Below are 26,437 nucleotides of genomic sequence, written 5' to 3'. Positions count from 1 at the left end.
CCTTGGCGATGATCTGGCCAGCCACCAGTCTTGCGCAAGCCACGCTCCCGGCCCTGACCACCACGCCCGGCCCCGGCGGCACGCAGACCTGGTCACTCAGCATCCAGACGCTGGTCATGCTGACGATGCTGTCGTTTCTCCCGGCGGCGCTGCTCATGATGACCGGGTTCACGCGCATCATCATCGTTCTGAGCCTGCTGCGTAGCGCCCTGGGCACTGGCGTCTCCCCCCCCAACACCATTCTCGTCGGCCTGGCGCTATTCCTGACTTTTTTCGTCATGTCACCCGTCTTCGACCAGGTGTACACGCAGGCCTACCAACCGCTGTCACAGGACAAGATCACCTTCGAGCAGGCCCTGGACCGAGGGAGCCAACCGCTCAAGACCTTCATGCTGCACCAGACGCGCGAATCCGATCTGAAGCTGTTCGCCGACATGGCGAACGTGGGTCCGCTGCAAGGCCCGGAATCCGTCCCGCTGCGCGTCCTGGTACCGGCCTACGTGACCAGTGAACTGAAGACGGCATTCCAGATCGGTTTCACGATCTTCATCCCGTTTCTCATCATCGACCTCGTCGTCGCCAGCTTGCTCATGGCGCTAGGCATGATGATGGTTCCTCCCGTCACCATTTCACTACCCTTCAAGCTCATGCTGTTCGTTCTGGCAGACGGCTGGCACCTGCTCCTGGGTTCGCTGGTCCGCAGCTTTTACCAATAAGGGGAACCGTCACCATGACTCCAGAAGCCGTCATGTCCATGACCTATCAGGCGCTGAAGGTAGCGCTCATCATGGCAGGCCCCCTGCTGCTCGTCACGCTGATCGTAGGTCTGGTCATCAGCATCTTTCAGGCGGCGACGCAGATCAACGAAATGACGCTGTCGTTCATTCCGAAGCTGCTGGCCATCGGGGCCGCACTGGTACTGCTCGGGCCTTGGCTCATATCCACCATGGTGGACTACATACAGGCGCTGTTCACTTCGATCCCGGGGCTGGCAAGCTAGTGTCTGCGCATCATGATTGAGCTGCATCTGGATCAGCTCTACCACTGGATCACCAGTTTGTTCTGGCCACTGTGCCGCATTGCCGGGCTCGTGACGGCCGCGCCAGTGCTGGGCGAGGCCGCGATTCCCGCGCGGGTGCGGATCGGGCTTTCCGTCGTCGTCACACTCATCGTCAGCCCCCTGTTGGCGCCGCTTCCTGCACTTGCCCCCGCCTCGTGGGCCGGCCTGCTGATCGCTGCCCAGCAAGTCATGATCGGCCTGGCGCTGGGCCTCTGCATGCGCCTGGTCTTCACGGCAGCCATGATGGCCGGCGAGTTCGTCGGTCTGGAAATGGGGCTAGCCTTTGCCTCGTTCTTCGACCCCAGTACCGGCGCCAACACGGCCGTACTATCGCGCTTCATCAATCTGGTTGCCATGCTGCTCTTCCTGGCGGTGAACGGTCACCTGTTGATGCTCGATGGCCTGGTGCGGACTTTCGACTTGTTGCCGATTGGGACCTCGCTGAATCCCAACGGCTGGGGCACGCTCCTCGAGTGGAGCAGCCAGCTCTGGATTTCGGGGATGTTGCTGGCCCTGCCGCTGATCATCGTGCTGCTGACCATCAACCTGTCGCTGGGTATTCTCAACCGCACGGCACAGCAATTATCGGTTTTTGCCGTGGGGTTCCCGATATCCCTCATCACCGGGCTGGTCATGCTGGCTGTGGTGCTGCCGCAAAGCGGTGATTTCCTGACAGATTTGTTTTCGCAGTCTTATCAGGCGATGGCACGCATCGCCCGTGCACTTGCGGGCCTGTGAAGGAAGGCTAGTTCAGTCCCGACGGCTCTGTGTGATTGACGGGGTAGGTCGCTCTTGGGAGAATCTCGGTCCCTTCGGGCAGAAGGGGTGACTGGGAAGGTGCAGCCCCCTGCTCGATCGGCGGTGCAGGAGGCACGGGGATCGCCAAGGTTTGCGTCGCAGATCCGTCCGCAGGCTGGACTGCGCCTTTTTGATCCGGAACCGATTCCGTCCTGGGAAGCGCCGCGCGTCGCTCGGCCTCCTGGCGTTCAGCTTCAGCCCGCGTCAGCGTATGAAATTGCGAAGGGACATTGAGGGTCTTTTCGGTGCGAAGAAACCGCCCATCCGGCCCAAAGCGCAACCAGACTTCCTGACGAAAATAGATGGCATCGGTGGCCACCGTACCCTTGTAGGCCCAGCGCGCCAGCAGCGTGTCGCCCTGCTGCCATGTGTCCACCGGCGCAGCCCCCAGATCCTGCGTCGCCTCGGAGAGTGTCGTGCGTCCCTGCACGATATGATCGAGGCCCGACAGCCGAAAGCTTTCGCCTGTGGTAGAACACCCCGCCAGCAACAATGCGCTGGCGGTCAAACACAGAAGACGACGCGCCGTATTCACGATACGGTGCCTTTTACTTATTCATATTGAACAGACTCAGACCCTGAATGGTCTGGAAGGCCGAAGCGGCCCCTTGCAAGGCCATCTGGCGCAGGCTCAGCTTCATGGACGCATCGTAATAATCGAGGTCTTCCAAACCTGAAAGCGTCTTGGTGTAGCCCAGATTATTTTGCGTGCCCGTATCGTCCAGTGCCGTCAACTCGTTCATGCGCGACCCTACAGACGCCCGTACCGTCAGCACGTTGTCATAGTTGGTCGACAACTTCTGCATGGCCGTATTGAGCATATTACGCATGCTGGCCGCGGACTGTGGATCTCCCTGAGCGGGCTGCTGCAGAGCTGTGATCAAGCCACTCAAGGTATTGAATACATTGACATCGGTGGAAGAATCCTTCATGGGCTTGACCGTGAAGGCATCGCCCTCGGCGGGGTCTCCGCTGACTGACAACGACGTGCCATTGCCCAGATCTATCGTCGGCTGCCCCGCGGTCCAGGCCACCTGGGGTCCAACCACCGTTCCCGTCGGGGGCGGCACAGCACCCGCATCCGTTACATAGTCGGTCGTGGTCACCTGGTACTGCAGAGCGCCACTGACAGGGTCTTTCGAGAAGGCCACGCTGAAACCATATCGAGCGCCCTGATTGGCCGCCGGATCCGTGACGGCAGGTTGGCTCACAACCGCAGTGCTCCCCGCCCCTTGTGCCGTCTGTTCGCTGGTGTAAGCCAGGGTGCCGGGCTGAGCGCGCTGGAACACGTCGGATCCAACATCACTGCCCGCGATCTGGCGCGTCTGACTGGCCTGAATATTGCGCTGCAGGCTATCGCCGCCGTACTGGTAGGTATAGCCTTTGGTCAGGTCGCTGGGGTCGACAGGTACCTGTCCATACGCCGCCAGCCCCCCCTGAGACCCCGAAAACACATACTGCCCGTTGCCGTCGGTGGTGTTGGCCAACCCGAGCATGGTCTGCTGGGCGCTCTTGAGCGTATCTGCCAGCGTGGCGCGGTCGGCGTCCGACAAGGTGCCGTTCCCGGCCTGCACCAGGCTGGTCCGTACGCTGACGAGCAAGTTGCCGAGAGAGCTCAGGGCCGTTTCTTCGGTGCCCAGATTCTGATTGGCCACCGCGCGATTGGACGCGTAACGCGCGTTCAGCGCCTGGGATTGGGAAATATTGATTGCCTGCGAGGCGGCCAGGGGGTCGTCGGCCGGGGTCACCATCTTTTGCCCGGAACCGATCTGCTGATAAAGGTGCAACAGGTCGGATTGCTGGGAGTTGATGGTATTCAACCCGGTGCCATATATGAGGCTGGTGCTGATGCGCATGATGAACGTCCTACGGTAGCGCGCCTAACTGCGCAATCCCAACAAAGTGTCGAACAAGGTAGACGCCGTATTGATAAGGCGCGCCGCTGCCTGATACTGTTCCTGATACTGCTGCAGATTGATGTACTCTTCGTCGAGATTGACGCCCGAGACGCCCTGCTGGGCCGCTGTGTTCTGCTGGACGAGAGTATCTTGTGCCTTTTGTGCCGTGGTGTTCTGCTGGGTCTTGACAGCCACGTTGTTGACCAATTGCGAGTACGCCTCGTTCAGGCCCATCGACCCATTGCCCAGCACCTTGTCTGTCCGCAGCGCCGCCAGCTTCAAGGCGTTGTCGCCGTTGGCCGTGCCGGCACCTGAAGCGGCCGCCGCGATCTTGCTCGGGTCAGTGATGAGCACATCCATGTGCTGCGCTGCATTGCGGGTAGGCTGGACCGTCCAGGTGTCACCTGCCACAGGCGCCAGCCCCGTGACATCGAGGGTCACGCCATCAAACGAAAGCGTATGCGCCGTCGCATCTACCACTGGCGCCACAGCCGTCCCGCTGGGCATCTGGGTGACGACATATCCGGAGCCATCGTACTGGACCCGATAATCCTGATCAGTGATCTGAGACAACCCGCCCGGGGTATAAGATGCCTTGGGTGCGCCCTGTGAGACGTTGCGCGCATTGTCGATCACTGTCGGTGTCCCCACGTCGAAGAGCGCTCCACCCTGCGCGCCCGACAGATCAACCCCTTGCGTGTGCTGCTGATTGACCGCGACAGAAATTCCCAGCGCGATGCGGCCCAGGTCATTTTGCACAGAATCGAGTGCATCGGCGCGAAACTTCAGCAGCCCGCCCAACTGCCCTCCCGTGATGGCTCCTTCCGGCATCTCCACGGTCTGCAACTGGCCGTCCGCACCGGTCATGGTGTAACTGATGGCAAGACGCCCTGGGTCGGCTACCGAGGGCTGTGCTTGCAACGGGAACACGGTGTTGCCGCCCAACAGCGTCTGGCCATTACCGGTCGTGATGCTGATCTGGTCCCCCTGAGCGTACGTCTTGATGTCCACCAGCTGCCCCAGTTCGTTGACCAGCTGGTCACGCTGATCCAGCAAATCATTGGGAGGCTGCCCAGGTGTCGTTGCACCCGCAGTCGCCAGCTGCTTGTTCACATCTTGAATGCGGCTCAGGTAGCTGTTGATCTGCGACACCGTCGTTGAAACCTGGGTATTGACGTTTTGCCGCTGGCTGTCCAGAAAAGCGTTGGCGTTGCGGATCTGAGTCGACAAGCTGTTGGCCTGGCCGATCAAATCCTGACGCGCTGCAACATCGGCAGGAGCTGACGCCACGGCGTCAAGACTGTCGAAGAATTTTTGAATGGCGGGAGAAATCCCCACGGTACGATCAGCGACCAGATTATTGATCTGGCCGATCTGGTTTCCGTAGCTCGTGAGGGCTGCACTGCGCGACTGGGAATCGTTGAGCTGCTGGCTCAGAAAGGTGTCGTACGAGCGTTGGACGCTGACCGCAACGACACCGCGCCCCACCCAGCCTGCAGAAGTGGAGGTGGCCCCCGCGCTTTGCGCGATAACGGCCTGGCGGCTATACCCTGGGGTCGCCGCGTTGTTGATGTTGTGGCCCGTGGTCTGCAGGCGATCCTGCGCAACCTGAAGCCCCGCCTTGCCCAAATTTGCCAGATTCATACTGCGAGATCCTGTCTGTGATGGGGGGCTTCACGCTGTTCCCCGTTCTATGTCTTACAGTCCAATAACGGCATTTGCCGCGCCGAATTTAGCGCGACTGAAAATACCCCATGATGGAAATCAGCTTGTCGGCGTACTGCGGGTCAGTGGCATAGCCAGCGGCTTGAATGCGCCGCGCTGCTTCTTCAGCCGAATGCGCAGAAGTCACCCCGCTATAGCGGTCGCTGTTGCCAATCAAGCGCGCGTAATCACTGAACGACTCGGCATAGCTGCCATAGGCTCGAAACGGCTGTTGCACCCGGTGGGGAACCCCGTCTTCGAATTCAGTTGTCATGGCGTTGACGACCGGACCGTGCCAGTTGCTACCCGCCTTGATGCCAAACAGATTGTGGCTTGTGGTGCCATCTGGCCTACGGATCTCACGCTGACCCCAGCCCGATTCCAGTGCCGCCTGGCTCAGGATGAGCTTGGCCGGCACCCCACTGCTCGCCGCCGCGACCTGCGCGGCCGCCGACATCTTGTCCACAAAGCTGCGAATGTGGTCTGGCGCACCCTGAATGGCGCTGCTCACTTTGTCCCGCAGCCGGCCGCTGGCGAGCATATTGATGAGCGAATCAATCGAATCCGCCACAGTCTGCTGCCCGGCACCAATGCGGGATTGCAGTCCTGGCACTCGCGAACGGGCGGCTTCAGGCGCTTGCGGGTTGGACTTGGAATCCGCCCCACCGCCTTGCATCTGCGCCATCAGGGCGTCCGCCAGGCCAATCCCCGGGTTGGCCAAGGCCAGAGCCGCCTGCTCATCGCTCATGCTCTGCGCCATGCGGGTGGCCTGCGAATCAAAGATCGTAGGCATCTGATCCGAGGTCTTGCGCGCCTGCTTGAGCATCATCTGGATGAACATGGCCTCAAACTGACGGGCCACTTCCCGCTTTTGGTCTTCTGGCGCGTTCACCCCGGCCTGCACCCCACGCTTGAGCTGATTGAGGCTGGCAAAATCCAGGGCGGACGGCTGGACGTCCTTGCTGGGCAACGGTGTGCTGGCGACGAATCCCATGGGCGGCTCCTAGATCACGTCCAGATCGGCATGCAAGGCGCCGGCACTCTTGAGATTCTGCAGAATGGACAGCAGGTCCTGAGGCGTCGCGCCCAGGGCGTTCAAGGCCCGGACCACGTCGGCCAGATTGGCACTGGTGCGCACGTGCTTGATCGTGCCGTTGTCGCTACGCACCTGGATGTCGGTATTCGTGGTGACCACTGTCTGCCCGCCACCAAACGGCGTGTTGGGCTGGCTGACCTGTTGTTGCGGGTTGATGGTGACAGACAAATTGCCGTAGGCGACGGCCGCTTCGTCGATGGTCACCGTACGATTCATCACGACAGACCCGGTGCGCGCATTGATCACCACACGGGCGCGGGCCGGCGGCAGACTCACCTGCAGGTTCTCGACCTGAGACAGAAAGGCCAGCTGGGAAGAAGGGTCAGTCGGCACCCGCAACTCAATCGTGCGGGCATTCAAGGCGGTGGCCGAACGCGCCCCAAAGCGGCGATTCAACGCCGCCACGACGCTTTCAGCCATGCCGAAATCGCTGCTGTTGAGTTCCAGCCGCACCATGCCATTTTGCGCATAAGTGGTGGGCACCCCGCGTTCGACGATGGCACCGTCAGGCACGATGCCGCCATTGAGCTGATTGACCTGGACGCTGGCCCCCCCCTGCGAAGCCCCCGCTCCACCCACCAGCAGGTTGCCTTGCGCCAAGGCATAGACCTGACCATTGGCCCCCTTGAGCGGCGTCATCAGAAGCGTGCCGCCTCGCAAGCTCTTGGCGTTGCCCATGGAAGACACCACGACATCCACCGTCTGTCCGGGTTGGGCAAACGCCGGCAGACGCGCGGTGACCATGACTGCAGCGACGTTCTTGACCTGCATGTTGGTGCCCTGCGGCACCGTCACGCCCAACTGCGACAGCATATTGGTCAGACTCTGCTGTGTGAAGGGCGTCTGCCGCACCTGGTCGCCGCTGCCGTCCAACCCCACGACCAGCCCATAGCCCACGAGCTGATTCTGGCGCACCCCGGTAAACGACGCCAGATCCTTGATCCGTTCGGCTTGAGCAACCTGAAAGGGACTCGCCACCGCCGAGGCCAGCACCAAGACCCTCAAGCTCCAGCGCAGCCACTGCGAGCCCTTGCAACGCGCGATTCCGAAACAAGACAGCAGAACACTCACGATCATGACCTCAGAACGGTGCAATATTGAGGAAAAAGCGCTGCAGCCATCCCATCGTCTGCACCTCGTCCATCACGCCCTTGCTTCGATATTCGATCCGGGCGTCAGCCACCAGAGTCGAGGGCACCGTGCCGCTACCCGAAATCGAGCGTGGGTCTACGACCCCCGAAAACCGCACGTACTCGCTGCCGCGATTGATCGCGATCTGCTTTTCACCCGCGACTTGCAAGTTGCCGTTGGGAAGCACACCGATCACTGTCGTGGTCAAGGTGCCGCTGAATACATTGGTGGCGCTACTGGAACCCTTGCCATCCGACTTGTTGGTGCCGGTAGCCTGAAAGTCTTGCTTGGCTCCCAAGTCCGTAGGAAGTATGGCCGGTGAGGCGCCAATGGTCATGCCAGTGCTGCCATTGCGGTTGGTGCTGGTGTCCACTGTCTTCGCCGCATTGGTCTTTTCCTGAATCACGACGGTGACGATGTCTCCCACGTTGCGCGGGCGCCGATCTTCGAACAGGGGGTAGTTGCCGTAGGCCGTGGGCTGATAAATGGAGCCGTTAGCCTCGGCCGACGGAGCCACCGGAGGCGGAGGAGGTGCTGACAGCGGCCCCGTGACCACAGGCTCGGGCGGCACCAGCGCGCAGCCCGACAACACCAGCATCAACACCAGCAGGCCGGTTCGGAAGGATCGCAACGCCCCACTCATGCCGTCTCCACCATCGCCTACAGCTGCGACAGACGCGCCAGCATCTGGTCGGACGTTTCCACGGCCTTGCTGTTCATCTCGAACGCCCGTTGGGTGGTGATCATGTTGACCAGTTCCTCGGCCACATTCACGTTCGATGTTTCGACATAGTTCTGCATCAGGATGCCCGCGCCATCCAGACCGGGCTGCAGCAGATTGGCAGGCCCGGACGAATCCGTCTCGGCATACAGGTTTTCACCCATGCTCTGCAAGCCGGCCGGATTGATGAAGGTGGCCAACTGCAGCTGGCCCACCTGCACGTTTGTGCCGACGGCTCCCGGCTGCGTCACCGACACGGTACCGTCACGACCGATGGTGATGGACTGCGCATTGTCCGGAATATTGATGCCCGGCTGAATCGGATACCCCCCAGCCGTCACCAGCATGCCGTTCTGGTCGCGCTGGATACTGCCGTCGCGCGTATAGGCAAAGCTGCCGTCCGGCATTTCCACCTGTAAAAAGCCGTTACCCTGAATGGCGACGTCCAGCGCGTTGCCGGTCTGTTTCAAGTCCCCTTGTGTATGGATGCGTTCGGTCGCCACGGTGCGCGCGCCGGTGCCCAGCTGCAAGCCCGTGGGCAACTGGTTGGCAGCCCCCACCGCAGCACCTGGCTGGCGCACGGTCTGATACATCAGGTCTTCGAACACGGCGCGGCCGCGCTTGAACCCCGTGGTGTTGACGTTGGCCAGGTTGTTGGAAATCACATCCATGGCGGTCTGCTGGGTTTCCAGCCCCGTCTTGGCGATCCACAGTGAACGAATCATGAAGGGTATCCCTGTTCAAGAAGGCACGGCGCAGCGCGCCCGCACGTTGATCCTGGCCCTAGTTCTGGACCGAAAGAATGGAGTTGCCACGGTCTTCATTGCTGCTGGCATTCTTGACGACCTGCATCTGCAACTCGAACTGACGCGCATTGGCAATCATGGCGACCATGGTCTGCGCCGGATTGACGTTGCTCTTTTCCACGAAGCCCGGCGCAATCTTCACCGCGGGGTCAGGCTGCGCAGGCGGCTGACCGTTTGCCATGCGAAACAGGCCATCGTCGCCCCGCTGCATCTGAGCTGCCGGCGGATTGACGAGCTTGAACTGCGCCAGCAGCTGCACGTCGCGCGGGTTGTCCCCCGCCCCCAGCGCGCTGATCTGGCCGTCGGATGCAAACGTGAGCGAACCCCGATCCGGTACCTCGATGGGCTGGCCACCGGCCGACAGCACCGGCCAGCCCCCTTGCGTCACCAGTTGATTTTGCTGATTGACCGCGAACTCGCCGGCACGCGTGTAGGCCTCACCTTGGGGCGTCTGCACCGCAAACCAGCCCGGGCCCGCAATCGCTGCATCCAGTGCGTGGCCCGTATCCACCATGGCCCCCTGCGACATGTCGCTTCCGGGCGTAGCTGCCACGGTACTCACGCGCGTGGGCAGCTCGCCCGCCTCAGGCACCACGGGGACGGACCGGTATTGGGCGAGCTGCGCCCGGAACCCCGTCGTGGCCACATTGGCCATATTGTTGGCGATGATCGACTGCTGCTCCAGAATGCGGGCAGCGCCGTTGGAGGCAGTGTAGAGAATGCGATCCATGTCAACGGCCTATCAGCGCATCGAGATCATGGTTTGCAAGATCTGGTCCTGCGTCTTGATGGTCTCGGCGTTGGCTTGGTAGGTACGCTGGGCGATGATCAGATTGACCAGTTCCTGGCTCATGTCCACGTTGGATTCTTCCACGGCCTGTCCTTTGATACCGGCCAGACCGTTGCTGCCCGGCATGCCGATGATGGCCTGGCCAGACGATGCCGTCTCCGCCCAGGCGTTGCCGCCCACGGACTGCAAACCCTGCAGGTTGTTGAAGTCGGCCAGGACCAGTTGCCCGACCGTCTTCTTGGCGCCGTTGGTGTAGTTGGCCATCAGTTCGCCATTGGTGCCAATCGACATGCTCGCGTATTCGCCCGTGGAGTATCCGTCCTGGGTGAAATTTTGCGAGAAACTGCCGCCAAACTGAGTGGAGTTGTCGTATCTCACGGCAATCGTGGCCGGCAATGCGGGCGAGGTGCCGCCTCCTGCAGTGAAAGTGATGGTGGCGGGCGACCCGGCGACCAGACGGCCGGCGTCGCTGAATTCAAGCTTGGCCGTGTTGCTGGGCGAAAGCTGCCCGTCAACGACGTAATTGACTTCCCACACGCTATTGCCGCCACTGGGCTCACGCTTGGTGTAGTACTGCTGCACGGTGTGCTGGTTGCCCAGTGAGTCAAAGACTACGACCGGAGTAACCTCCGAGAACGACGCGGGGTTGGTGGGGTCGAAGGAAACGGCCACGACAGGCGCCACGTAGGCTACATTACCGGCGCCCGTCGGGAGCGCGGCGCTGGGTGTCCCCGACGAGCCTGTGATATTGACAGCCGTACCGCCTGCTGCACCCGATTGATAGGGAGCGGCCGCAGCAGCATCATCGGGCAGCCCGTCGGCGGCAGTAGTTGCCGCAGTCGTACCGGTTGCATCCGTATACCAGGTGTATCCCGTCCCCGGGCCCGCAGCGTCATATTTGTAGTAATAAGCCTTGCCATTCAAATACAAAGTGCCCACGGTGGTCGCATCACCCAGCGTATTGCCACCCGTCGCCGGGAGGCTGGCCGGTAGAACAGGGGTGGTCCCATCGGCGGCTAAGACCTGACCCCCCGTCATGGTGAGTGGAGTCGCCGCCGTAGCGACATCCGTCGTATAGGCACCCGACGGGGGCACCGGGCCGCCCGGGTTTCCGCTCGCGTCCGTCCAGGAATAGACGCCGCCATTGATCTTGTAAAAGTACTGAGTCGTTGCGCCGTTCTGAGTCAATGAAACCTGCCCGAGCGCACCTGTCACTCCCACGCTGGGAACCACGGCCGCATTGGCATCGAGGTTCACCAGATTGGTGATGGTGCTGGTGGGTTGCGGCGCGATGTTGCCGGTAGGGATCGTCATGCCCACCAGGGTGGTGCTGCCGGGGGCATAGCCCATGAGCTGCTGCCCTTGCGAGTTGACGATTTTATTGTCTTTGTCGGCGAAGAACTGCCCATTGCGGGTATAAAGATTGGTGCCGTCCGGGCGCGACACGACGAACAGACCCTTGGAGCCGTCGATTGCCATGTCGAACTGGTTGCCAGTGGAAGAAACCGTGCCGGTGGTGAACCGTTGGTTCACCGAAGCCACCTGAACACCCAGGCCTACCTGTGAACTTGCGTACACGTCTGCAAAGGTCACTGACGACGACTTGAAGCCCACTACCCCCGCATTGGCAATGTTGTTGCCAATGACATCCAGATTCTGTGCTGCTGCGTTCAGACCGCTCAGACCTTGTCCGAAACCCATGATTGACCTCTTTCGGTGCGAATTGCGTTGATTCAGAATTCAGAACGAGCCCCCGGCGGGAGCCTCAGCACTACATGACCTGCCGGACGTCCAGCAAGGAAATCTTGTCGCCAGCCGCCAGGTTCAGCTTCAGGCCATCGGTGGTATACGCCACACTGGAGATGTGACCCGAAGTGAGTACCTGGGTGGACACGGGCTGCCCCTTGGCATCCGTCCCGGCCACCTGGGCGGTATATGCGCCATCCGGCACGGCAACCCCCATGTCGTCCAGTCCATCCCAGGTGATGGGGTAGATGCCGGCGGGCTGCGCGCCCAAGTCCATCTTGCGCACCACCTTGCCACTGTTATCCAGAATGGAAACCGTGGTGCCCGTCGTGCCGGACATCAGGTCCACCCCAAACGGGGTTGCCACCTTGACCGTGGGATCATTCGGGTCGCTGCCCAGAGACACCTTGGCGCCTGGATACAAGATGTCTTTGCCAATGAGGCTCGCGGCCTGCAAGGACTGCGACATGTCCATCTGCCCCGACAAGGCCAGCAGCGTGTTGTTGAGCTGCTGAATGCCATTGACGGTCGACAGCTGCGCGATCTGCGACGTGACCTGCGCGTTATCCATGGGATTGAGCGGGTCCTGGTTCTGCAGCTGCGTCACCAGCAAGGTCAGGAACTGATCCTGCGTGCTGGACACCAGGCTGTTGTTCTGCGCACTGGCCAAAGAGGCGACAGCCGAACTGGCTGCGCTGGTGGCATCTGGAACGGTTGCCATGAAAGAGTCCTTTATTGGCCCAGGGCCAAAGTCTTGGCCATGAGCGATTTGGCCGTATTGATCACTTCGACGTTGGCCTGATAGGAACGTGAGGCCGAAATCATGTTGACGGTCTCGGCCACCACGTCCACGTTGGGCAGTGTGACGTAGCCTTTTGCATCGGCCAGCGGGTTGCCCGGGTCGTACTGCAGGCGGGGCGCCGCCGTGCTCTCGACCACCGAGGCAACCTTGACCCCTCCGATGGCATCCGACTGCCGTGATGGCGTCGTCTGAAAGACGACCTCGCGAGCCCGGTACGGTTTCCCATCCGGCCCGACTGCACTGTCGGCATTGGCCACGTTGCTGGCCGAGACGTTCATGCGCTGCGACTGTGCAGCCAAAGCGGAACCGGCGATCTGGAAAATGCTGAAAGTAGCCATGAAGTCTCCGGGTGAACGCTATTGCTGCAAAGCCGCAAGCATGGTTTTGATCCGCTGATTCAACACCTGCAAGTCCGTCTGATAGCGCATGGTGTTGTCGGCGAACTGCACGCGCTCGACGTCCATATCCACCGTGTTGCCGTCCAGGCTGGGCTGCAGCGGTGTCCGGTAGAGTTCTTGCGTCGCGCCCACCGAATGCGCCTGGGCCGGTATGTGGCGGGCAGACGTCAGGGTCAACGATGTATCGGGCAAGCGCGGCAGGCCGCCGGTCTGCCCCACGGCCGTGCGCAGCGCCGCGCTGAAATCCACGTCACGGGCCTTGTAATTGGGCGTATCGGCATTGGCGATATTGCTTGCCAGGACGTCCTGCCGCTGCTGACGCAGGGCCAGGGCCTTCTGGTAAAAATCAAAGTCTTTGCTGAGACCGTCGATCATGAGTCATCCGTGTGAATCAGAGCTGCGCGTTTGCCAGCTGACGCGGCAGCCGGCCCATGAGCCATCAAGGTGCTTCACGGCACGACGTCATGGTACGGCCTGATACCGCCTGACAAAATGCGAAACAAACCGAGGTTTGAAGGCCAATTCAAACGATGTGGCCTGCACACTGCTTTCGTACAATGCCTTCATGGTTGCAATCCGCCGAGCCCTTCCCTTCCTGCTGCTGCTCACGCTGGTGCCTTGGGTACTCGTGGGGAAGGCGTATGCTCAGGCGGCGCCCCCTGCGGTGGTACTGCAAGATCCTGCAGTGCTGGTCGACAAGGCACGGGCACTTCTCCAAGAGCGGGCGGCGAGCTTCCCGGGGCACGCTCTCATCACCGTCACGCCGCCGGCCGCCCTGAACCAGGTGGCCTGTACCCAGATGGAAACCTTCGTCGCCGGGGCAAGCGGGCTGCAATCGCGCACCACGGTAGGCATCCGTTGCCTCGCCCCGCGTCCCTGGACGACCTATCTGCAGGCCAACATCCAGGTCATCGGGTCCTACTTCGTCGCCCGACACACCATCGCACGCGGTGCCTTGATCACCGCCGGCGACGTTGAAACACGTGAAGGTGACCTGCTTCGCAATCCGCGCGCCATGACCGACCGCAGCCGGGTCATCGGCTGGATCAGTACCCGTGCCATCCGTGCGGGGGGCACCCTTGAATCCAGCGCACTACGCGACCCAAATTCTGTTCAGCGCGGCGACCAAGTGCGCACCGTCGCGCGCGGTACGGGCTTCGTGGTCTCCAGCGAAGGGCAGGCGCTGGAGTCGGGCGGGCCGGGCAGCCAGATCCAGGTCCGCACCACCAACGGCCGCATCATCAGCGGCACCGTGGTCAACGCGCATACTGTTCAGGTTATGATGTAGCACTGCTAAAGAATCGTGCCGGTGCACCGTAAATGGCTTGTACCCATGATCACCGTCTGACGCCCAGTCCGGAGGCGAACCTTGAAAATCAACTCCACTTCTTCCAACCCGCTGCTCAATGCCGTACCGGCGAATGCGCGCGGCGAGGCTTCGTCGCATCCGGGCGCCACACAAACTGCAGGTGCCCGTGGCGACGTCGATCTGAGCCCTGCCGCGCGCCAACTTGCAGCTTTGCAAAGCAGCGATGCCGACATCCGCACTGAACGCGTGCAGCAGATCCGCGATGCACTGGCTTCGGGCGATCTGCGCATTGACCCCAGCCGTATCGCCGACGGCCTGCTCGCCAGCGTGCGGGATCTCCTGAAGTAAATCATGAGCCACATCGACGCCCTGCTGCGCTGTGTCGACGAGCAATCGGCGCTGCTGGACGATTTCATCAAGACGCTGCAAGCCGAAGGTCAGCTGCTGCTCGAAACTCCTTCCGATGAAGCGCTAGGCACCCTCACCGCGCGCAAAAACGACTACGCTCGCCGTCTGGGCGAACTCGACCAGACTCGATCTCAACACCTTGCCGAACTGGGCTTCACCGACACTCGCGAAAGCATAGAATCGGCGTGCGTCACGCACCCCGATCTTCACCAGGCTTTCAAATCCCTGTGGCAAAGGGCGGGCGAAGCCCAAGCGCTGAACGAAAGCAACGGACAAATCCTGCACACGTTCATCGAACACAACCAGCGCGCACTCGACACCTTGCGCACGCTCATGGGCGAAGACCTCTACGATGCGCGCGGCAAGCTGCCCCGCCATCGGCCTCTTTAAGATCCAACAGCCAACAGCGCTTTAAGCGAAAAGAGTTTCAAAAGGCCATGCGGTGCCGTCCGCAACGTCAAAGTTCGGGTACCGACCAGGCGCGCCGCCACCTGGCTAGCCGGCAAGAGCTGCCCAGACCGGGCCAGATGCCCTGCGGCCAGCCCCATCTGGGCGCAATAGGCCAGGCGATCCAGCAAGGGCTCAGGGCCACGATCATCCGCCAGGAGTGCTGCAAACATGCGCCGCTGCGCACTCAATGCATGGTGGGCCAGGATACCCTCGGCAGCGTGTTCGGCCTCGATCTGTGCCACTCCACTGCCCAAGGCATACCAGGACCTCAGGACGCCGCCAGTCTCTGCATCCACGGCCCGTAGACTGTAGAGGCAAGTCTCAAGCGGCTGCAAGCCCCTGCTACGCAACTGGACTGCTGCGGCAGCGGCCCACAAGCTCACCCTGCCCACAGAAATCCCTGCGGGAACTCCCCCATCTGCCGTGACTGCCAGGCCCAGCGGGCGATGGCTCAGTCCACGGGCGACGGCAGACGCAAGGCTGGCCCCATCAGGTTGGTGCACGACCGTACGCGGCGGGCACAACGCAAGCCAGGAATATCCGCCAGCATCCAGGGCTCGCATTACAGTCTGACCTGCCTGCGCCAGGACCTGGCAACTGCTCGGCCACACCTGCGAAGCGGCCTCAACTTGAGAGAATCGCGGGTCCACAAGCACCGAGCCCTGCGTTGAAGCAGGTGATGTGGCATAACGACCATCGGGCAGCTCCAGCTGCTGCGCCCCTGCAGCCACAGGCCGCCCCCGAGTCCCGCAGTAAAACGCAGCCGACCAGACACCCCGCCGCCCGTCCAGAACGACGGACCATCGATCATGCAGGATCCATCCCGGTTGAGCCGACAGACCCGATGTGGAACGATGCCCTTGCTCAATCAGCTGAGACGCAGCCGGCAGGCGACCTGCCTGCCGTGATTGCCACATATCGTGAGACGCGGACAGCAGCGCATCCGCGTCCAGACAGGCCACGGCGGCGTTCAACTGATTCTGTGTCAGGTCACCCCCATCGGCTGAACGCGTCAGGAGCTGAGGCAATAGCAAGTTCTGCTGCAGGCGGTCCGCCGCTCGTTGCGCTTCGTCCTGCGTCGGAGTCACCGAAAGCAGTGCCGCCAAGTCGGCTTCTGTCGGCGAATAGAGCGTGCGATGACCTTCCAGCGGCACCAAAGCCAAATCAATGAGTTCGGCCGCCGACATGACCCGCAGGTTTTCCGGGACCTTCTGGCCATCGGATACATAATGAATGGGAAGCTGATAGCGCAAGGCCGTATCCAGCACGGCACCGTGGCGGGAGGCTTCATCGACTTTGGTGATGATGCAGCCTTTCAGAGGCGTTCCGCCATCGTGCAGGTACGTGCGCGCCACCTCGTCAAGGGTATCCCCCTGGCTGGCCGCATTGAGCACCAACAGCCGCTCCACACGTCGGCCCGCGCCGGCCAGCAGCGCAGCTTGATCCGCCACGTATCGATCACGCTGGCTCGTGCCCACGTTATCGATCAGAACCACTTGATCGGCTCGCACCGACTGCAAAATGCGGCGTAACTCGGGCGCATCTTGCACCACGTGCACGGGCACGTGCAGCATCTGGCCATAGATCTTCAACTGCTCGTGGGCTCCGATCCGATAAGTGTCGGTGGTCAGCAGCACCAGGTGATCAGCCCCCATGCGCCGCACGCAGCGCGCCGCGAGCTTGGCCAGCGTCGTGGTTTTTCCAATCCCCGTCGGGCCGACCAAGGCAAGCACCAGACCGGGCTGCCACAAAGCCTCTTCGGAAGGCATGACCGGAAGATGGTCAATCAGCTCGCGTCGAGCCCACTGCAGTGCGGCTCTTGCATCGGGCTGCGTCGGCATCCGCTTGAGCATGGCGCGCAACAAAGCGGTACTGAAACCGAACTGCAGCAAGGTCTGAAATACGCTGATGGCTTGAGGCGACTGACGCAGCTGATTGCCCCACACCAGTTCGTCAATACGCGATTCCAGCGTGCCCTTGAGTTCACCAATGGCTCCCAGCACGTCGGCGGCTGCCGCCCCCGGCGGCCGCGCGACCGAGGCTGGCGGACGCCTCAGGGCTTCAGGCGGCGCCTCAGGCGCCGCGACCGGCACTTCTTCTGGCATCGCCGTCTGATCAGACGCCAGAATCTCGACGCCGCCATTGACTCGTTTATTAGAAATGATGAGTGCGTCCGGCCCCAGCGCCAGACGCACCTGGCGCAAGGCCTCGCGACTGGTGGCCCCAACAAATCGGCTGATGTTCACGTGGCAGTCCCCCCAATGACGGCCGTGACGCGGATCACGCGCTCATCGGGAATTTCGGCGCTTGAAAGTACCGCCATGTGGGGCAGATGATGGCGCAAAAAGCGCGAAAGCGAGGCACGCAACACGGGCGGAGCAATCAACACCGGGGCATCCCCCCGCTCTTCCTGCTGTTGCACGATGCGCTGTGTATCCTTGAGCAAGTTCTCAGCCAGCCCCGGCTCCAGCGCTCCGTTGACGCCCATGGCCTGCGTCAGCACACGTTCCAGCCGCGCGTCCAGACCAATGACACGCAACTCCTGATCGTTGTCAAACCAGTGCTGCACGATTGCCCGGCCCAGCACGACCCGCACCTGCGCAAGCAATTCGTCCAGGTTTGGCCCTGTCCCGGCAGGATTCAGCCCAGCCAATCGAGGTGCATGTTCCGTGACGGATTCCAGGATACTGCGCATGTCTCGGATCGGCACATCTTCATCCAACAGGCTGCGTAACAAGTTCTGCAGCGCCGGCAGGCTCAGGGTCTTGGGTACCAGGTCTTCGACGAGCTTGGGCACTTCGCGGCCCACGCGGTCGAGCAACTGCTGCGTCTCTTGCCGCCCCAAGAGGCGAGCCCCGTAGCGATGCATGAGATGGTTGAGGTGGGTGGCGACGACCGTGGCAGCATCCACCACGGTATACCCCGCTATCTGGGCTTGCTCACGCGCGGTCGAGTCGATCCAGACCGCTGGCAAGCCAAAGGCCGGGTCCTTGGTCGGAGTGCCCTGCAGCGGCGCCGTGACACCGCCAGGATCGATGGCCAGCCAATGCCCCGTTTGCGCCACGCCACGTCCCACCTCGACGCCAAACAGCAGAATCCGATAATCGGTTGGCTTGATTTCCAGATTGTCGCGGATATGAACGACCGGCGGCAGGAATCCCATCTCTTGCGCAAATTTCTTGCGCAAGCTGCGGATGCGGTGCAGCAACTCGCCATTTTGCTGATGGTCCACCAGAGAAATCAGGCGGTACCCCACTTCCAGCCCCAGGGGATCGATGGGCGACACGTCGTCCCAACTGGCCTCCGAGGCAGCTGCAACGGCCTCTTCCTGTTCTCGATGAGGCTCTTTCTCGGCCGCCAGGCGTTCCTGTTCCTGCCGCTGGCGCACCATCCACCCCCCGCCACCCAGCGCAGCCGCGAGGAGCAGAAAGGCGACATGGGGCATGTTCGGGATCAACCCCATGAGCGTGAGGATACCCGCCGTGATGAACAAAACGCTGGGGTTGGCAAAGAGCTGCCCCATCATCTGCTGGCCCACATCCTGATCGGTCGCCACCCGCGACACGACCACACCTGCGGCCGTCGAGATGACCAGTGCCGGAATCTGGGCGACCAGGCCATCCCCAATGGTGAGCAAGGTGTAGACGCTCCCCGCATTCGAGAACGACATCCCGTGCTGCGCCACGCCCACGATGAGCCCACCCAGAATGTTGATCACCATGATGAGCAGGCCCGCCACCGCGTCACCGCGCACGAACTTGCTCGCGCCATCCATGGCGCCGTAGAACTCGGCCTCTTGCCCGACTTCGGCGCGACGCTTGCGCGCGTCTTCTTCGCCAATGAGGCCCGCATTGAGGTCGGCGTCGATGGCCATCTGCTTGCCGGGCATGGCATCCAGGGTGAAACGTGCGCCCACCTCGGCAATCCGCCCCGCCCCTTTGGTGATCACCGTGAAGTTGATGATCACCAGGATGATGAAGACCACGATGCCGACGGCAAAATTGCCTCCGACCAGAAAATGGCCGAATGCTTCGATGACGTGCCCTGCAGCCGCCGGCCCCTTATGGCCGTTGAGCAAAACCACGCGGGTAGAGGCCACGTTCAACGACAGGCGCAACAGCGTGGCAAACAGCAACACCGACGGAAAAGCAGCGAAGTCCAGGGGCTTGCGCGTGAACATGGCCACCAGCAGGATCATGACCGACAACGAAATGTTGAAGGTGAACAGCAGATCCAGAATGAACGGCGGCAGGGGCAGGATCATCATGGCCAGCACCATGAGGATCAGTACGGGACCTGCCATCAGCCGTGCGTGGGTTGACCCGGCCTCCTTCAAAAAATTCAGAAAGCTGGTCATGAGGCCTCAAGCGCAGTGGACGGCGCAATTCCGCCGGCGCTGGAATAGGGATCGAGCTCCGGCGGCACCGGCAATGCCTGCGGATGCTGTGGCAGAGCGCCCTCTCCCTGACGCCAGCTGCGCAACTGATAGACCCAGGCCAGCACTTCGGCCACGGCGCCATACAGGGCAGCCGGAATCTCCCGGTCGAGTTCGACGTGATGATAGAGCGCCCGCGCCAGCGGGGGCGCCTCGAGAGAGGCAACATGGTGTTCTTCTGCCACCCGGCGGATCTGGGCCGCGATTTCGCCCGCCCCCTTGGCCACCACCACGGGCGCCGCGCCCTGGCCTTCCCTGTACTTCAAAGCCACGGCGTAATGCGTCGGGTTGGTTACCACCACATCGGCATGTGGTACTGCGCTCATCATGCGCCGCTTCGCCATCGCCCGCTGCTGCTGGCGGATTCGGCCCTTGACGTGCGGGTCGCCCTCATCTTCCTTGTGTTCCTGGCGCACGTCTTCGCGCGACATGCGCAGCTGCTTTGCGTGATTCCAGAGTTGCCAGGGCACATCGATCAGCACCACCAGGAACAAGGACGCGGCAATCAGCAGACAGCACAATGCAGTCAGACTCAGGCCGTGCATCAATGCCTCGGTTGGCGCCATATGGGACAGGGCCAGCATGTCGTCTCGATAGGCCCAGATGACCTTGCCTCCCACGTAGCCGATCAGGACAGCCTTGGCCACTGTTTTCGTGAGCTCGATCAGCGTCTGCATGGCAAACAGGCGCTTGATCCCCTGCAAGGGGTTGAGGCGATCAAATTTGAGCGCCAATGCCTTGCCCGAGAGCAGAAAGCCGCCCAAGGCTACCGATGAGAAGATTGCCACCGCCATAAGCAACCCAAAAAGTGGCAGCACGGTGAGCAGAGCCTCCCAGGCCGAATGTCCCGCGACCGACAACATGATCTGGGGCTCGCGCGCGGCTCGCAAATCAAACGCAAGACCGCTACGCAAAACGCCCTGCAGGGCACGGTACATCCACCCTGCGCTCAGCCACAAGCCACCAATGCCACAGACCAGTGCCAGAAAAGTCCCGAGCTCGCGTGAGCGCGCAACCTGCCCTTCCTCGCGCGCCTTCTCAAGGCGCCGCGGCGAGGCGGGCTCAGTCTTTTCGAGATCACTTTCTTCGGCCATACCACAGACAGGCTGTCATTTGGAACAGCCTGAATTGTAGAAGCCGGCAGCGACTGTCGAAGCGCCGATAAAAGCGCCTTAGGCGGCGTAATTCAAGCGCTTCGAGGGATCAGAAGCCCAGGCTGGACAGCAGATCGTCGACCTGATCCTGGTTGACCATGACATCGCTCTTGCCTTCCGCATTGATGGCCGGCCCGTTGAGCAGGCCGGAAGATTCTTCGCGCTTTTCCGGAACCGCATTGTCGACCAGCACCTGGACCAGCTCGGTCTCGATGGTGCCGATGACGCCCAGCATCTTCATGATCACCTGACCGGTGAGATCCTGAAAATCCTGCGCCATGATGATGTCCATCAAGTTGTTCTGCGACGCCTGCGTCTTCTCGGGAACGTCCTTCAGGAACACCCGCGTGTCACCCACCAGCGCCTTGGCCTGATCAAGTTCGACCGGATGGTCGAACCACTGCTGCCAGCGCGCATCCAGCGCCTTGGCCTGACGCTGCATGTCGTCCTGCCAGGGCTGAATCTGTTCAGCTGCATTCAGCACGCGGTTGGCCGCCTGTTCCGTCATTTGCGCCACGTAGTGCAGACGATCCCGCGCATCCGGAATGGCATGCGCCGCTTCCTTGACCGCCTGCTCCAGCCCCAGTTCGCGCATACTCTCATGCAAAGTGCGGGTGAGTTGCGCAATCCGATGCAGCAGTTCTGCAGACGATGCCGCATCCACTACAGCACCCGGCAGTTTATTGGTGTCCATACCTCCCCCGCCTCAGAGCTTTTCAAAAATCTTGTTCAGTTTTTCCTCGAGGATGGCAGCCGTAAAGGGCTTGACCACGTAGCCACTGGCCCCCGCCTGAGCGGCCGCGATGATGTTTTCTTTCTTGGCTTCGGCCGTCACCATGAGCACGGGCAGCTTGGCCAAAGCGGGATCGGCCCGGACGTTCTGCAACATGGTCAGGCCGTCCATATTGGGCATGTTCCAGTCTGAAACGACGAAGTCGAACCCGCCGTTGCGCAACTTCTCCAACCCCATGGCGCCATCTTCTGCCTCATCGACATTCTCATAGCCCAGGTCTTTGAGCAGGTTCTTGATGATGCGGCGCATGGTCGGGAAATCATCCACGACCAGAATCTTGATTGTTTTCTCTACCACGAATTCACTCTCCGATAAATTTTCCAAAGGGCGGGGTGGAGTCCCGGTTATACGCGATGGCCGTAGGCACCCGCACTCTGCAACAGCCGCGCCGCCATCTCATCGAGAGGCACCGCCTCTGCGGCCGCCCCGATGGCAAGTGCTTCTCGCGGCATGCCAAACACGACGCAACTGGCTTCATCCTGTGCAAAGGTCTGAGCGCCCGCCTGGCGCATGGCCAGCAAACCCTGGGCACCATCCTTGCCCATGCCCGTGAGAATAGCCCCGATCGCATTCCCTGCAGCGACGCGCGCGGCGGAATGGAACAACACGTCCACGGAAGGCCGATGCCGATTGACAGGATCACTGTACTCGAGCTTGACCACGTAATTGGCGCCGGATCGGGCAAGCTTCATATGCGCGATGCCGCCCGGTGCCAGGTACACATGGCCCGGCAGCACCCGCTCGCCGTCTTCGGCCTCGTGCACCTGTACGGCGCACAGGCCATCGAGCCGCTGCACGAAAGAGCGCGTGAACCCAGCCGGCATATGCTGCGTGATCAGGATAGCCGGGCTATTGGCCGGCAAGGGTTCGAGCACGTGGCGAATCGCTTCGGTACCACCCGTGGACGAACCGATCAAGATAAGCTTTTCTGTCGTCGAGAAGTTTCCAAGCAGGCGCGGGCGCACTGTCCCTTCGGGATGGGCCGCACGAGGACGCAGGCGGGCCTGCGCCGCAGCGCGAATCTTGTCGGCAATCGTGGCGGCATAATCCATCAAGCCATCTCGCAGCCCCAATTTTGGCTTGGTGACGAAATCCACCGCCCCCAGCTCCAGCGCCTTCAGAGTGATGTCCGAATTGCGCTCGGTCAGAGATGACACCATGACGACCGGCATGGGTCGCAAGCGCATCAGACGCTCGAGAAAATCCAGCCCGTCCATGCGGGGCATTTCGACGTCGAGCGTCAGTACGTCGGGGTTGTGTTGCTTGATGAGCTCGCGGGCAATAATGGGATCGGGCGCCGTGGCGACAACTTCGAGATCGGGCTGCTCGTTGATGATCTCGGTCATGAGGCTGCGCACCAGCGCGGAATCATCCACGCACAGCACACGAATTTTCTTGGTTGGATTCATGGCTACCTACATTTTCACGCGACGGAATACACGGTCTGCCCTTCGAGGTGCAAGGCCTTCGTCAGATAAGTGAAATTCTCGGAATGTCCCGCAAACAGCAAGCCCCCCGGCTTGAGCAAGGTGACGAAGCGCTCGAGGATCTTCGACTGTGTGGGCTTGTCAAAGTAAATCATGGTGTTGCGACAGAAGATCGCATCGAACTTCTGGTTGATCGGCCAGCTGGGTGCGACCAGATTCAGCTCATCAAAAGTCACCAGATTGCGAATCAGGGGCTTGACGCGAACCATGCCCGCCTGGCGGCCCGCGCCCCGCAAAAAATACCGCCTCAAAAATTCAACAGGGACAGGCTTGATTCTGTCGAGCGTGTACACGCCTTTTTTCGCCTGTGCGACCACCTGGGCATCGATATCGGTTGCGAGCACCGACACGGCCGCCTCGGACTGACCGCAGGCATCATGCAGCGTCATGGCCAAGGTGTAGGGCTCTTCTCCGGTGGAGCTGGCACAGCACCATACCGAAACGGGCCGGGCGCGCGAGCGAGCAAAATCGGCCAAAATGCCGAAATGGTGGGGTTCGCGGAAAAAGGCCGTGTGATTGATGGTGAAGGCACTGACGAAACGATCCCATTCGTCGGCCAAGGGATTGTGCTCGAGAAAATCCAGGTACGCACGCACGGACGCAAGGCCCGCGTGATGCGTACGCATCCCCAGGGTGCGTGCCGCCATGTCCCGTTTGTGGTCGCCCAGCACGATGCCCGTATGCCGGTGCAACATCTGAATCGCCCGCGACAGATCGGCAGGCTCCACCTGCGGCAGCACAGGCTGCGCAAAATACGAGACTGCTGTCGAATCACGCGGCATCTGGGGGTCCGATCAGGCCACCGCACTTTCAACCAGCGACATTTCTTCGCTGGTCATGAGCCGTTCAATATCGACCAGAATCAGCATGCGGTCGCCCACGGTCCCGATGCCAGTCAGGTACTCGGTGGAAAACGCCGAACCGAACTGTGGCGGTGCACTCACTTGCGAGGGCTGCAAAATCAGTACGTCGGATACGCCGTCGACCACCACCCCCACGACACGCGAGCGGACGTTCAGGATCACGACCACCGTCTGGGCGTTGTATTCGACGTGCTCCATGTTGAACTTCATACGCAGGTCGACGATGGGAACGATCACACCACGCAGATTGGTCACACCCTTGACGAAAGACGGCACATTGGCAATACGCGTCACCGCTTGACTGTCATAGCCGCGGATTTCCTGCACTTTCAGGATGTCGATCCCGTATTCTTGATCCGCCAAGGTAAAGACCAGAAACTCCCTGCCCTGAGTCTCGACCTGATCCTGCTTGATATCCGTGATATTCATGAAAAGCTCCGAAAGACGAGAGAAGGCGCGAAGTCAGGCTGCAGCGCCCAAGGGGGGGCGGGAGGCCGTCAGACGCAGCGCAAACACATCCACAATGAGGGCAACACTGCCATCCCCCAGAATGGTAGCAGCCGAAATGCCGGGCACCTTGCGGTAGTTGGTTTCGAGGTTCTTGACCACGACCTGATGCTGACCAATGAGGTGATCCACCACCAAAGCAAAGCGCACGTCCTCGGCCTGCAGGATGACTGCGATGGCCCGCGTCAGATCCGTTTCGGCCCCCTTCACGCCAAAGACGTCGTGCAAGGCCACGATAGGAAGGTATTCGCCCCGCACGTGCAGCATCTGTTCCGTATCGGAGATGCGATGAATCTGCTCCGTACTGGGCTGCATGGATTCGGTGACGTGGTTCAACGGCAGAATGAAAGTCTCTGCTCCGACCTTGACGGACATGCCGTCCAGGATTGCCAAGGTCAGCGGCAACACGATGCGCGTCGTCGTGCCTTCGCCAACCCGTGAGGACAGCTGGATGTGGCCTCCCATGCTCTGAATGTTGCGACGAACCACATCCATGCCTACACCGCGCCCTGAAATGTCGGTCACTTTGTCTGCCGTGGAAAAGCCCGGAGCGAAGATCAATTGCCACAATTCTTCATCAGGCGTGGACTCGGAAACTGGAAACCCCGTTTGCAACGCCTTCTTCAGGATTTTTTCACGGTTCAGGCCACCGCCATCGTCATTGACCTCGATCACGATCTGGCCGCCGTGGTGCTGGGCCGACAGCGTGAGGGTGCCTTCGGGGTCCTTGCCCTTGGCCACGCGGACCTCGGGCGTCTCGATGCCATGATCCAGGCTGTTGCGCACCAAGTGAGTCAAAGGATCGATGATGCGCTCGATGAGGCTCTTGTCGAGTTCGGTGGCCTGCCCCTGCGTCACAAGCCGGATACGCTTGCCCAGCTTGGCAGCGTTCTCGCGCACCACGCGCGGAAAGCGGCTGAACACGTAATCCATGGGCATCATGCGAATGGACATGACGGCCTCTTGCAGGTCGCGGGCGTTGCGTTCGAGTTGCTCGATTCCGTTGAGCAGCCGGTCATGCAGGACTGGGTCCAACGACTGCGAAGTCTGCACCAGCATGGCTTGGGTGATGACGAGTTCACCTACCAGGTTGATGATCTGGTCGACCTTCTCGACGCCCACCCGTATCGTGCCGCTTTCTTTGTGGTGTGTCGACGGGTGAGCCGGCTTTTCTGTTTCACCGGACTTGCCGGGAACACCAGTGGCGCTTGCGGGAGACGGGGCCGCCTGCAGCTCGGTGTCATCTGTCACCGTCTGCGCAACCACTTGCGCCACAACTGGCACGGGCTCTCGAGCGACAGCAGGCGCCACGGCGGTAGGCGCAGCCACGGTTGGCGCGCTTGCAGCGGCAGGCTGGGCGTTTGCAGGAAGCGCAGCCCTTGCAACTTGAACCTGATCGGCATTGACGACGAAGCAGCAGACCGCTTCGAGATCCTGTTCGCTGGTGCTCGTCTTCAGCCACAGAGCCAGGTTTCCGCCCTGATGTTCACGGTACAGGATCTCACCCATGAGTGCCATCTCGTTGGACAGCGGCTCTACGTCCTTTTCGTGAATGTCACAAACCCGGACGCACACAGGCAGGCTGGGATCATTTGCGGACACGGGCACGGCCTCGATCGGGGCAGCCTCGACGGGTGCCGGCACAACGGCGGCTGGCTGAGGGACTGACAGGCCATTCTGGTGCTCATCGGCCAACTGGCGCAGCTGTGCACAAATGCGTTTGTAAGCAGCCTGATCCGGTTTCCCCGAATCGCGATAAGCTGCCACTTGGTCTGTCAGCACGTCTTTGGTTTCCAAAAATAGGTCGATCATGTCCTGGCGCAGCAGTAGTTCGCCATGCCGTATCAGGTCCAGCAGGTTTTCAAGCAGGTGGGTAGTCTTGGCCAGTTCGTCAAAGCAGCCAAAAGTACCTGCCCCGCCTTTGATGGAATGCGCCGCGCGAAAAATGGCGTTCAGGTGGTCTGGATCGGGATGGCTCAGATCCAGGTCCATGAGCTGCCGCTCCATGTTGGTCAGCAGCTCGTCCGCCTCGTCGAAGAAGGTGTCGAAGAATTCGCTCAGATCTACACCAGCACTCATGA

The 26,437-nt window shown here is 61.3% G+C and carries 27 protein-coding genes; 6 read left to right on the top strand and 21 right to left on the bottom strand.

Annotation, left to right across the window (positions count from 1 at the left end):
* Positions 1-8 precede the first annotated feature (8 nt).
* From fliP to fliR, 3 genes are read left to right on the top strand one after another with little or no spacing between them, the layout of a single operon-like run.
* Positions 9-716, top strand: coding sequence for a flagellar type III secretion system pore protein FliP (fliP, locus tag VF285_RS11575; protein ID WP_346952817.1), 708 nt, complete (start codon positions 9-11; stop codon positions 714-716).
* A 14-nt stretch (positions 717-730) separates the two neighbouring features.
* The gene (fliQ, locus tag VF285_RS11570) at positions 731-1,000 is read left to right on the top strand and encodes a flagellar biosynthesis protein FliQ (RefSeq protein WP_346952779.1); all 270 of its coding nucleotides are present in this window, start codon (positions 731-733) and stop codon (positions 998-1,000) included.
* 12 nt (positions 1,001-1,012) lie between these two features.
* On the top strand, positions 1,013-1,798 hold the full coding sequence (fliR, locus tag VF285_RS11565) for a flagellar biosynthetic protein FliR (RefSeq protein WP_346952778.1): 786 nt from the start codon (positions 1,013-1,015) through the stop codon (positions 1,796-1,798).
* 7 nt (positions 1,799-1,805) lie between these two features.
* Here the strand turns inward: fliR and VF285_RS11560 are convergent, their stop codons facing one another.
* The 12 genes from VF285_RS11560 to flgB all read right to left on the bottom strand — a co-directional run bounded on the left by VF285_RS11560 (position 1,806) and on the right by flgB (position 13,325).
* Positions 1,806-2,393, bottom strand: coding sequence for a hypothetical protein (locus tag VF285_RS11560; protein WP_346952777.1), 588 nt, complete (start codon positions 2,391-2,393; stop codon positions 1,806-1,808).
* A gap of 13 nt (positions 2,394-2,406) precedes the next feature.
* Positions 2,407-3,714, bottom strand: coding sequence for a flagellar hook-associated protein FlgL (flgL, locus tag VF285_RS11555; RefSeq protein ID WP_346952776.1), 1,308 nt, complete (start codon positions 3,712-3,714; stop codon positions 2,407-2,409).
* 24 nt (positions 3,715-3,738) lie between these two features.
* A complete protein-coding gene (gene flgK, locus VF285_RS11550; RefSeq protein ID WP_346952775.1) occupies positions 3,739-5,400 on the bottom strand; it encodes a flagellar hook-associated protein FlgK in 1,662 nt (553 codons plus the stop codon).
* 88 nt (positions 5,401-5,488) lie between these two features.
* The gene (gene flgJ, locus VF285_RS11545; protein ID WP_346952774.1) at positions 5,489-6,454 is read right to left on the bottom strand and encodes a flagellar assembly peptidoglycan hydrolase FlgJ; all 966 of its coding nucleotides are present in this window, start codon (positions 6,452-6,454) and stop codon (positions 5,489-5,491) included.
* Positions 6,455-6,463: 9 nt separating this feature from the next.
* Positions 6,464-7,633 (bottom strand): flagellar basal body P-ring protein FlgI, encoded by a 1,170-nt coding sequence (locus tag VF285_RS11540; RefSeq protein WP_414648133.1) that lies wholly within the window; start codon positions 7,631-7,633, stop codon positions 6,464-6,466.
* 4 nt (positions 7,634-7,637) lie between these two features.
* The gene (locus VF285_RS11535) at positions 7,638-8,330 is read right to left on the bottom strand and encodes a flagellar basal body L-ring protein FlgH (protein ID WP_346952773.1); all 693 of its coding nucleotides are present in this window, start codon (positions 8,328-8,330) and stop codon (positions 7,638-7,640) included.
* 17 nt (positions 8,331-8,347) lie between these two features.
* Entirely contained in the window at positions 8,348-9,133 is a 786-nt protein-coding gene (flgG, locus tag VF285_RS11530) for a flagellar basal-body rod protein FlgG (protein WP_346952772.1), read from the bottom strand.
* A gap of 58 nt (positions 9,134-9,191) precedes the next feature.
* Positions 9,192-9,944, bottom strand: a complete 753-nt coding sequence (gene flgF, locus VF285_RS11525) for a flagellar basal-body rod protein FlgF (RefSeq protein WP_346952771.1) — start codon at positions 9,942-9,944, stop codon at positions 9,192-9,194.
* 12 nt (positions 9,945-9,956) lie between these two features.
* Positions 9,957-11,705 (bottom strand): flagellar hook-basal body complex protein, encoded by a 1,749-nt coding sequence (locus VF285_RS11520; protein WP_346952770.1) that lies wholly within the window; start codon positions 11,703-11,705, stop codon positions 9,957-9,959.
* A 70-nt stretch (positions 11,706-11,775) separates the two neighbouring features.
* Positions 11,776-12,471, bottom strand: a complete 696-nt coding sequence (locus tag VF285_RS11515) for a flagellar hook capping FlgD N-terminal domain-containing protein (RefSeq protein WP_346952769.1) — start codon at positions 12,469-12,471, stop codon at positions 11,776-11,778.
* 11 nt (positions 12,472-12,482) lie between these two features.
* Positions 12,483-12,890, bottom strand: a complete 408-nt coding sequence (flgC, locus tag VF285_RS11510) for a flagellar basal body rod protein FlgC (RefSeq protein ID WP_346952768.1) — start codon at positions 12,888-12,890, stop codon at positions 12,483-12,485.
* Between the two features lie 18 nt (positions 12,891-12,908).
* Positions 12,909-13,325 (bottom strand): flagellar basal body rod protein FlgB, encoded by a 417-nt coding sequence (flgB, locus tag VF285_RS11505; RefSeq protein WP_346952767.1) that lies wholly within the window; start codon positions 13,323-13,325, stop codon positions 12,909-12,911.
* A 190-nt stretch (positions 13,326-13,515) separates the two neighbouring features.
* Between flgB and flgA the strand changes: the two genes are divergently transcribed.
* The 3 genes from flgA (at position 13,516) to VF285_RS11490 (ending at position 15,057) form a co-directional block, all read left to right on the top strand.
* Positions 13,516-14,238, top strand: a complete 723-nt coding sequence (flgA, locus tag VF285_RS11500; protein ID WP_346952766.1) for a flagellar basal body P-ring formation chaperone FlgA — start codon at positions 13,516-13,518, stop codon at positions 14,236-14,238.
* Positions 14,239-14,319: 81 nt separating this feature from the next.
* Positions 14,320-14,607, top strand: a complete 288-nt coding sequence (gene flgM, locus VF285_RS11495) for a flagellar biosynthesis anti-sigma factor FlgM (RefSeq protein ID WP_346952765.1) — start codon at positions 14,320-14,322, stop codon at positions 14,605-14,607.
* 3 nt (positions 14,608-14,610) lie between these two features.
* Positions 14,611-15,057, top strand: coding sequence for a flagellar protein FlgN (locus VF285_RS11490; protein ID WP_346952764.1), 447 nt, complete (start codon positions 14,611-14,613; stop codon positions 15,055-15,057).
* Here the strand turns inward: VF285_RS11490 and flhF are convergent.
* The 9 genes from flhF to cheA all read right to left on the bottom strand — a co-directional run bounded on the left by flhF (position 15,054) and on the right by cheA (position 26,435).
* Positions 15,054-17,363: a flagellar biosynthesis protein FlhF gene (gene flhF, locus VF285_RS11485; RefSeq protein WP_346952763.1), complete on the bottom strand. Its 2,310-nt coding sequence runs from the start codon at positions 17,361-17,363 to the stop codon at positions 15,054-15,056. The two genes, VF285_RS11490 and flhF, sit on opposite strands and share 4 nt — an antisense overlap.
* Positions 17,360-19,474 carry a flagellar biosynthesis protein FlhA gene (gene flhA, locus VF285_RS11480; RefSeq protein WP_346952762.1) on the bottom strand — a complete coding sequence of 705 codons (2,115 nt, stop codon included), beginning with the start codon at positions 19,472-19,474 and terminating at the stop codon, positions 17,360-17,362. The genes flhF and flhA overlap by 4 nt, the downstream gene beginning before the upstream one ends.
* The gene (flhB, locus tag VF285_RS11475) at positions 19,471-20,646 is read right to left on the bottom strand and encodes a flagellar biosynthesis protein FlhB (protein ID WP_346952761.1); all 1,176 of its coding nucleotides are present in this window, start codon (positions 20,644-20,646) and stop codon (positions 19,471-19,473) included. The genes flhA and flhB overlap by 4 nt, the downstream gene beginning before the upstream one ends.
* A 109-nt stretch (positions 20,647-20,755) precedes the next feature.
* Positions 20,756-21,400 (bottom strand): protein phosphatase CheZ, encoded by a 645-nt coding sequence (cheZ, locus tag VF285_RS11470; protein ID WP_346952760.1) that lies wholly within the window; start codon positions 21,398-21,400, stop codon positions 20,756-20,758.
* A gap of 12 nt (positions 21,401-21,412) precedes the next feature.
* Positions 21,413-21,796, bottom strand: a complete 384-nt coding sequence (gene cheY / locus VF285_RS11465; protein ID WP_346952759.1) for a chemotaxis response regulator CheY — start codon at positions 21,794-21,796, stop codon at positions 21,413-21,415.
* A gap of 47 nt (positions 21,797-21,843) precedes the next feature.
* Entirely contained in the window at positions 21,844-22,908 is a 1,065-nt protein-coding gene (locus VF285_RS11460) for a chemotaxis response regulator protein-glutamate methylesterase (protein WP_346952758.1), read from the bottom strand.
* Between the two features lie 14 nt (positions 22,909-22,922).
* Positions 22,923-23,768: a CheR family methyltransferase gene (locus VF285_RS11455; RefSeq protein ID WP_346952757.1), complete on the bottom strand. Its 846-nt coding sequence runs from the start codon at positions 23,766-23,768 to the stop codon at positions 22,923-22,925.
* A gap of 12 nt (positions 23,769-23,780) precedes the next feature.
* Positions 23,781-24,278 carry a chemotaxis protein CheW gene (locus VF285_RS11450; protein WP_346952756.1) on the bottom strand — a complete coding sequence of 166 codons (498 nt, stop codon included), beginning with the start codon at positions 24,276-24,278 and terminating at the stop codon, positions 23,781-23,783.
* A gap of 33 nt (positions 24,279-24,311) precedes the next feature.
* Positions 24,312-26,435, bottom strand: coding sequence for a chemotaxis protein CheA (cheA, locus tag VF285_RS11445; RefSeq protein WP_346952755.1), 2,124 nt, complete (start codon positions 26,433-26,435; stop codon positions 24,312-24,314).
* Positions 26,436-26,437 lie beyond the last annotated feature (2 nt).

The sequence above is a fragment of the Castellaniella sp. genome (genome assembly GCF_036379515.1).
GTDB lineage: Bacteria > Pseudomonadota > Gammaproteobacteria > Burkholderiales > Burkholderiaceae_B > Castellaniella.
This window is presented reverse-complemented; position numbering and strand designations above follow the sequence as displayed.

What these genes read in the sequence shown, in the direction of transcription:
- fliP (WP_346952817.1), top strand. Translation starts at nt 9, where the DNA reads ATGATCTGGCCAGCCACCAGTCTTGCGCAAGCCACGCTCCCGGCCCTG.
- fliQ (WP_346952779.1), top strand. Translation starts at nt 731, where the DNA reads ATGACTCCAGAAGCCGTCATGTCCATGACCTATCAGGCGCTGAAGGTA.
- fliR (WP_346952778.1), top strand. Translation starts at nt 1,013, where the DNA reads ATGATTGAGCTGCATCTGGATCAGCTCTACCACTGGATCACCAGTTTG.
- flgL (WP_346952776.1), bottom strand. Translation starts at nt 3,714, where the DNA reads ATGCGCATCAGCACCAGCCTCATATATGGCACCGGGTTGAATACCATC.
- flgK (WP_346952775.1), bottom strand. Translation starts at nt 5,400, where the DNA reads ATGAATCTGGCAAATTTGGGCAAGGCGGGGCTTCAGGTTGCGCAGGAT.
- flgJ (WP_346952774.1), bottom strand. Translation starts at nt 6,454, where the DNA reads ATGGGATTCGTCGCCAGCACACCGTTGCCCAGCAAGGACGTCCAGCCG.
- VF285_RS11540 (WP_414648133.1), bottom strand. Translation starts at nt 7,633, where the DNA reads ATGATCGTGAGTGTTCTGCTGTCTTGTTTCGGAATCGCGCGTTGCAAG.
- VF285_RS11535 (WP_346952773.1), bottom strand. Translation starts at nt 8,330, where the DNA reads ATGAGTGGGGCGTTGCGATCCTTCCGAACCGGCCTGCTGGTGTTGATG.
- flgG (WP_346952772.1), bottom strand. Translation starts at nt 9,133, where the DNA reads ATGATTCGTTCACTGTGGATCGCCAAGACGGGGCTGGAAACCCAGCAG.
- flgF (WP_346952771.1), bottom strand. Translation starts at nt 9,944, where the DNA reads ATGGATCGCATTCTCTACACTGCCTCCAACGGCGCTGCCCGCATTCTG.
- VF285_RS11520 (WP_346952770.1), bottom strand. Translation starts at nt 11,705, where the DNA reads ATGGGTTTCGGACAAGGTCTGAGCGGTCTGAACGCAGCAGCACAGAAT.
- VF285_RS11515 (WP_346952769.1), bottom strand. Translation starts at nt 12,471, where the DNA reads ATGGCAACCGTTCCAGATGCCACCAGCGCAGCCAGTTCGGCTGTCGCC.
- flgC (WP_346952768.1), bottom strand. Translation starts at nt 12,890, where the DNA reads ATGGCTACTTTCAGCATTTTCCAGATCGCCGGTTCCGCTTTGGCTGCA.
- flgB (WP_346952767.1), bottom strand. Translation starts at nt 13,325, where the DNA reads ATGATCGACGGTCTCAGCAAAGACTTTGATTTTTACCAGAAGGCCCTG.
- flgA (WP_346952766.1), top strand. Translation starts at nt 13,516, where the DNA reads ATGGTTGCAATCCGCCGAGCCCTTCCCTTCCTGCTGCTGCTCACGCTG.
- VF285_RS11490 (WP_346952764.1), top strand. Translation starts at nt 14,611, where the DNA reads ATGAGCCACATCGACGCCCTGCTGCGCTGTGTCGACGAGCAATCGGCG.
- flhA (WP_346952762.1), bottom strand. Translation starts at nt 19,474, where the DNA reads ATGACCAGCTTTCTGAATTTTTTGAAGGAGGCCGGGTCAACCCACGCA.
- flhB (WP_346952761.1), bottom strand. Translation starts at nt 20,646, where the DNA reads ATGGCCGAAGAAAGTGATCTCGAAAAGACTGAGCCCGCCTCGCCGCGG.
- cheZ (WP_346952760.1), bottom strand. Translation starts at nt 21,400, where the DNA reads ATGGACACCAATAAACTGCCGGGTGCTGTAGTGGATGCGGCATCGTCT.
- VF285_RS11460 (WP_346952758.1), bottom strand. Translation starts at nt 22,908, where the DNA reads ATGAATCCAACCAAGAAAATTCGTGTGCTGTGCGTGGATGATTCCGCG.
- VF285_RS11455 (WP_346952757.1), bottom strand. Translation starts at nt 23,768, where the DNA reads ATGCCGCGTGATTCGACAGCAGTCTCGTATTTTGCGCAGCCTGTGCTG.
- VF285_RS11450 (WP_346952756.1), bottom strand. Translation starts at nt 24,278, where the DNA reads ATGAATATCACGGATATCAAGCAGGATCAGGTCGAGACTCAGGGCAGG.
- cheA (WP_346952755.1), bottom strand. Translation starts at nt 26,435, where the DNA reads ATGAGTGCTGGTGTAGATCTGAGCGAATTCTTCGACACCTTCTTCGAC.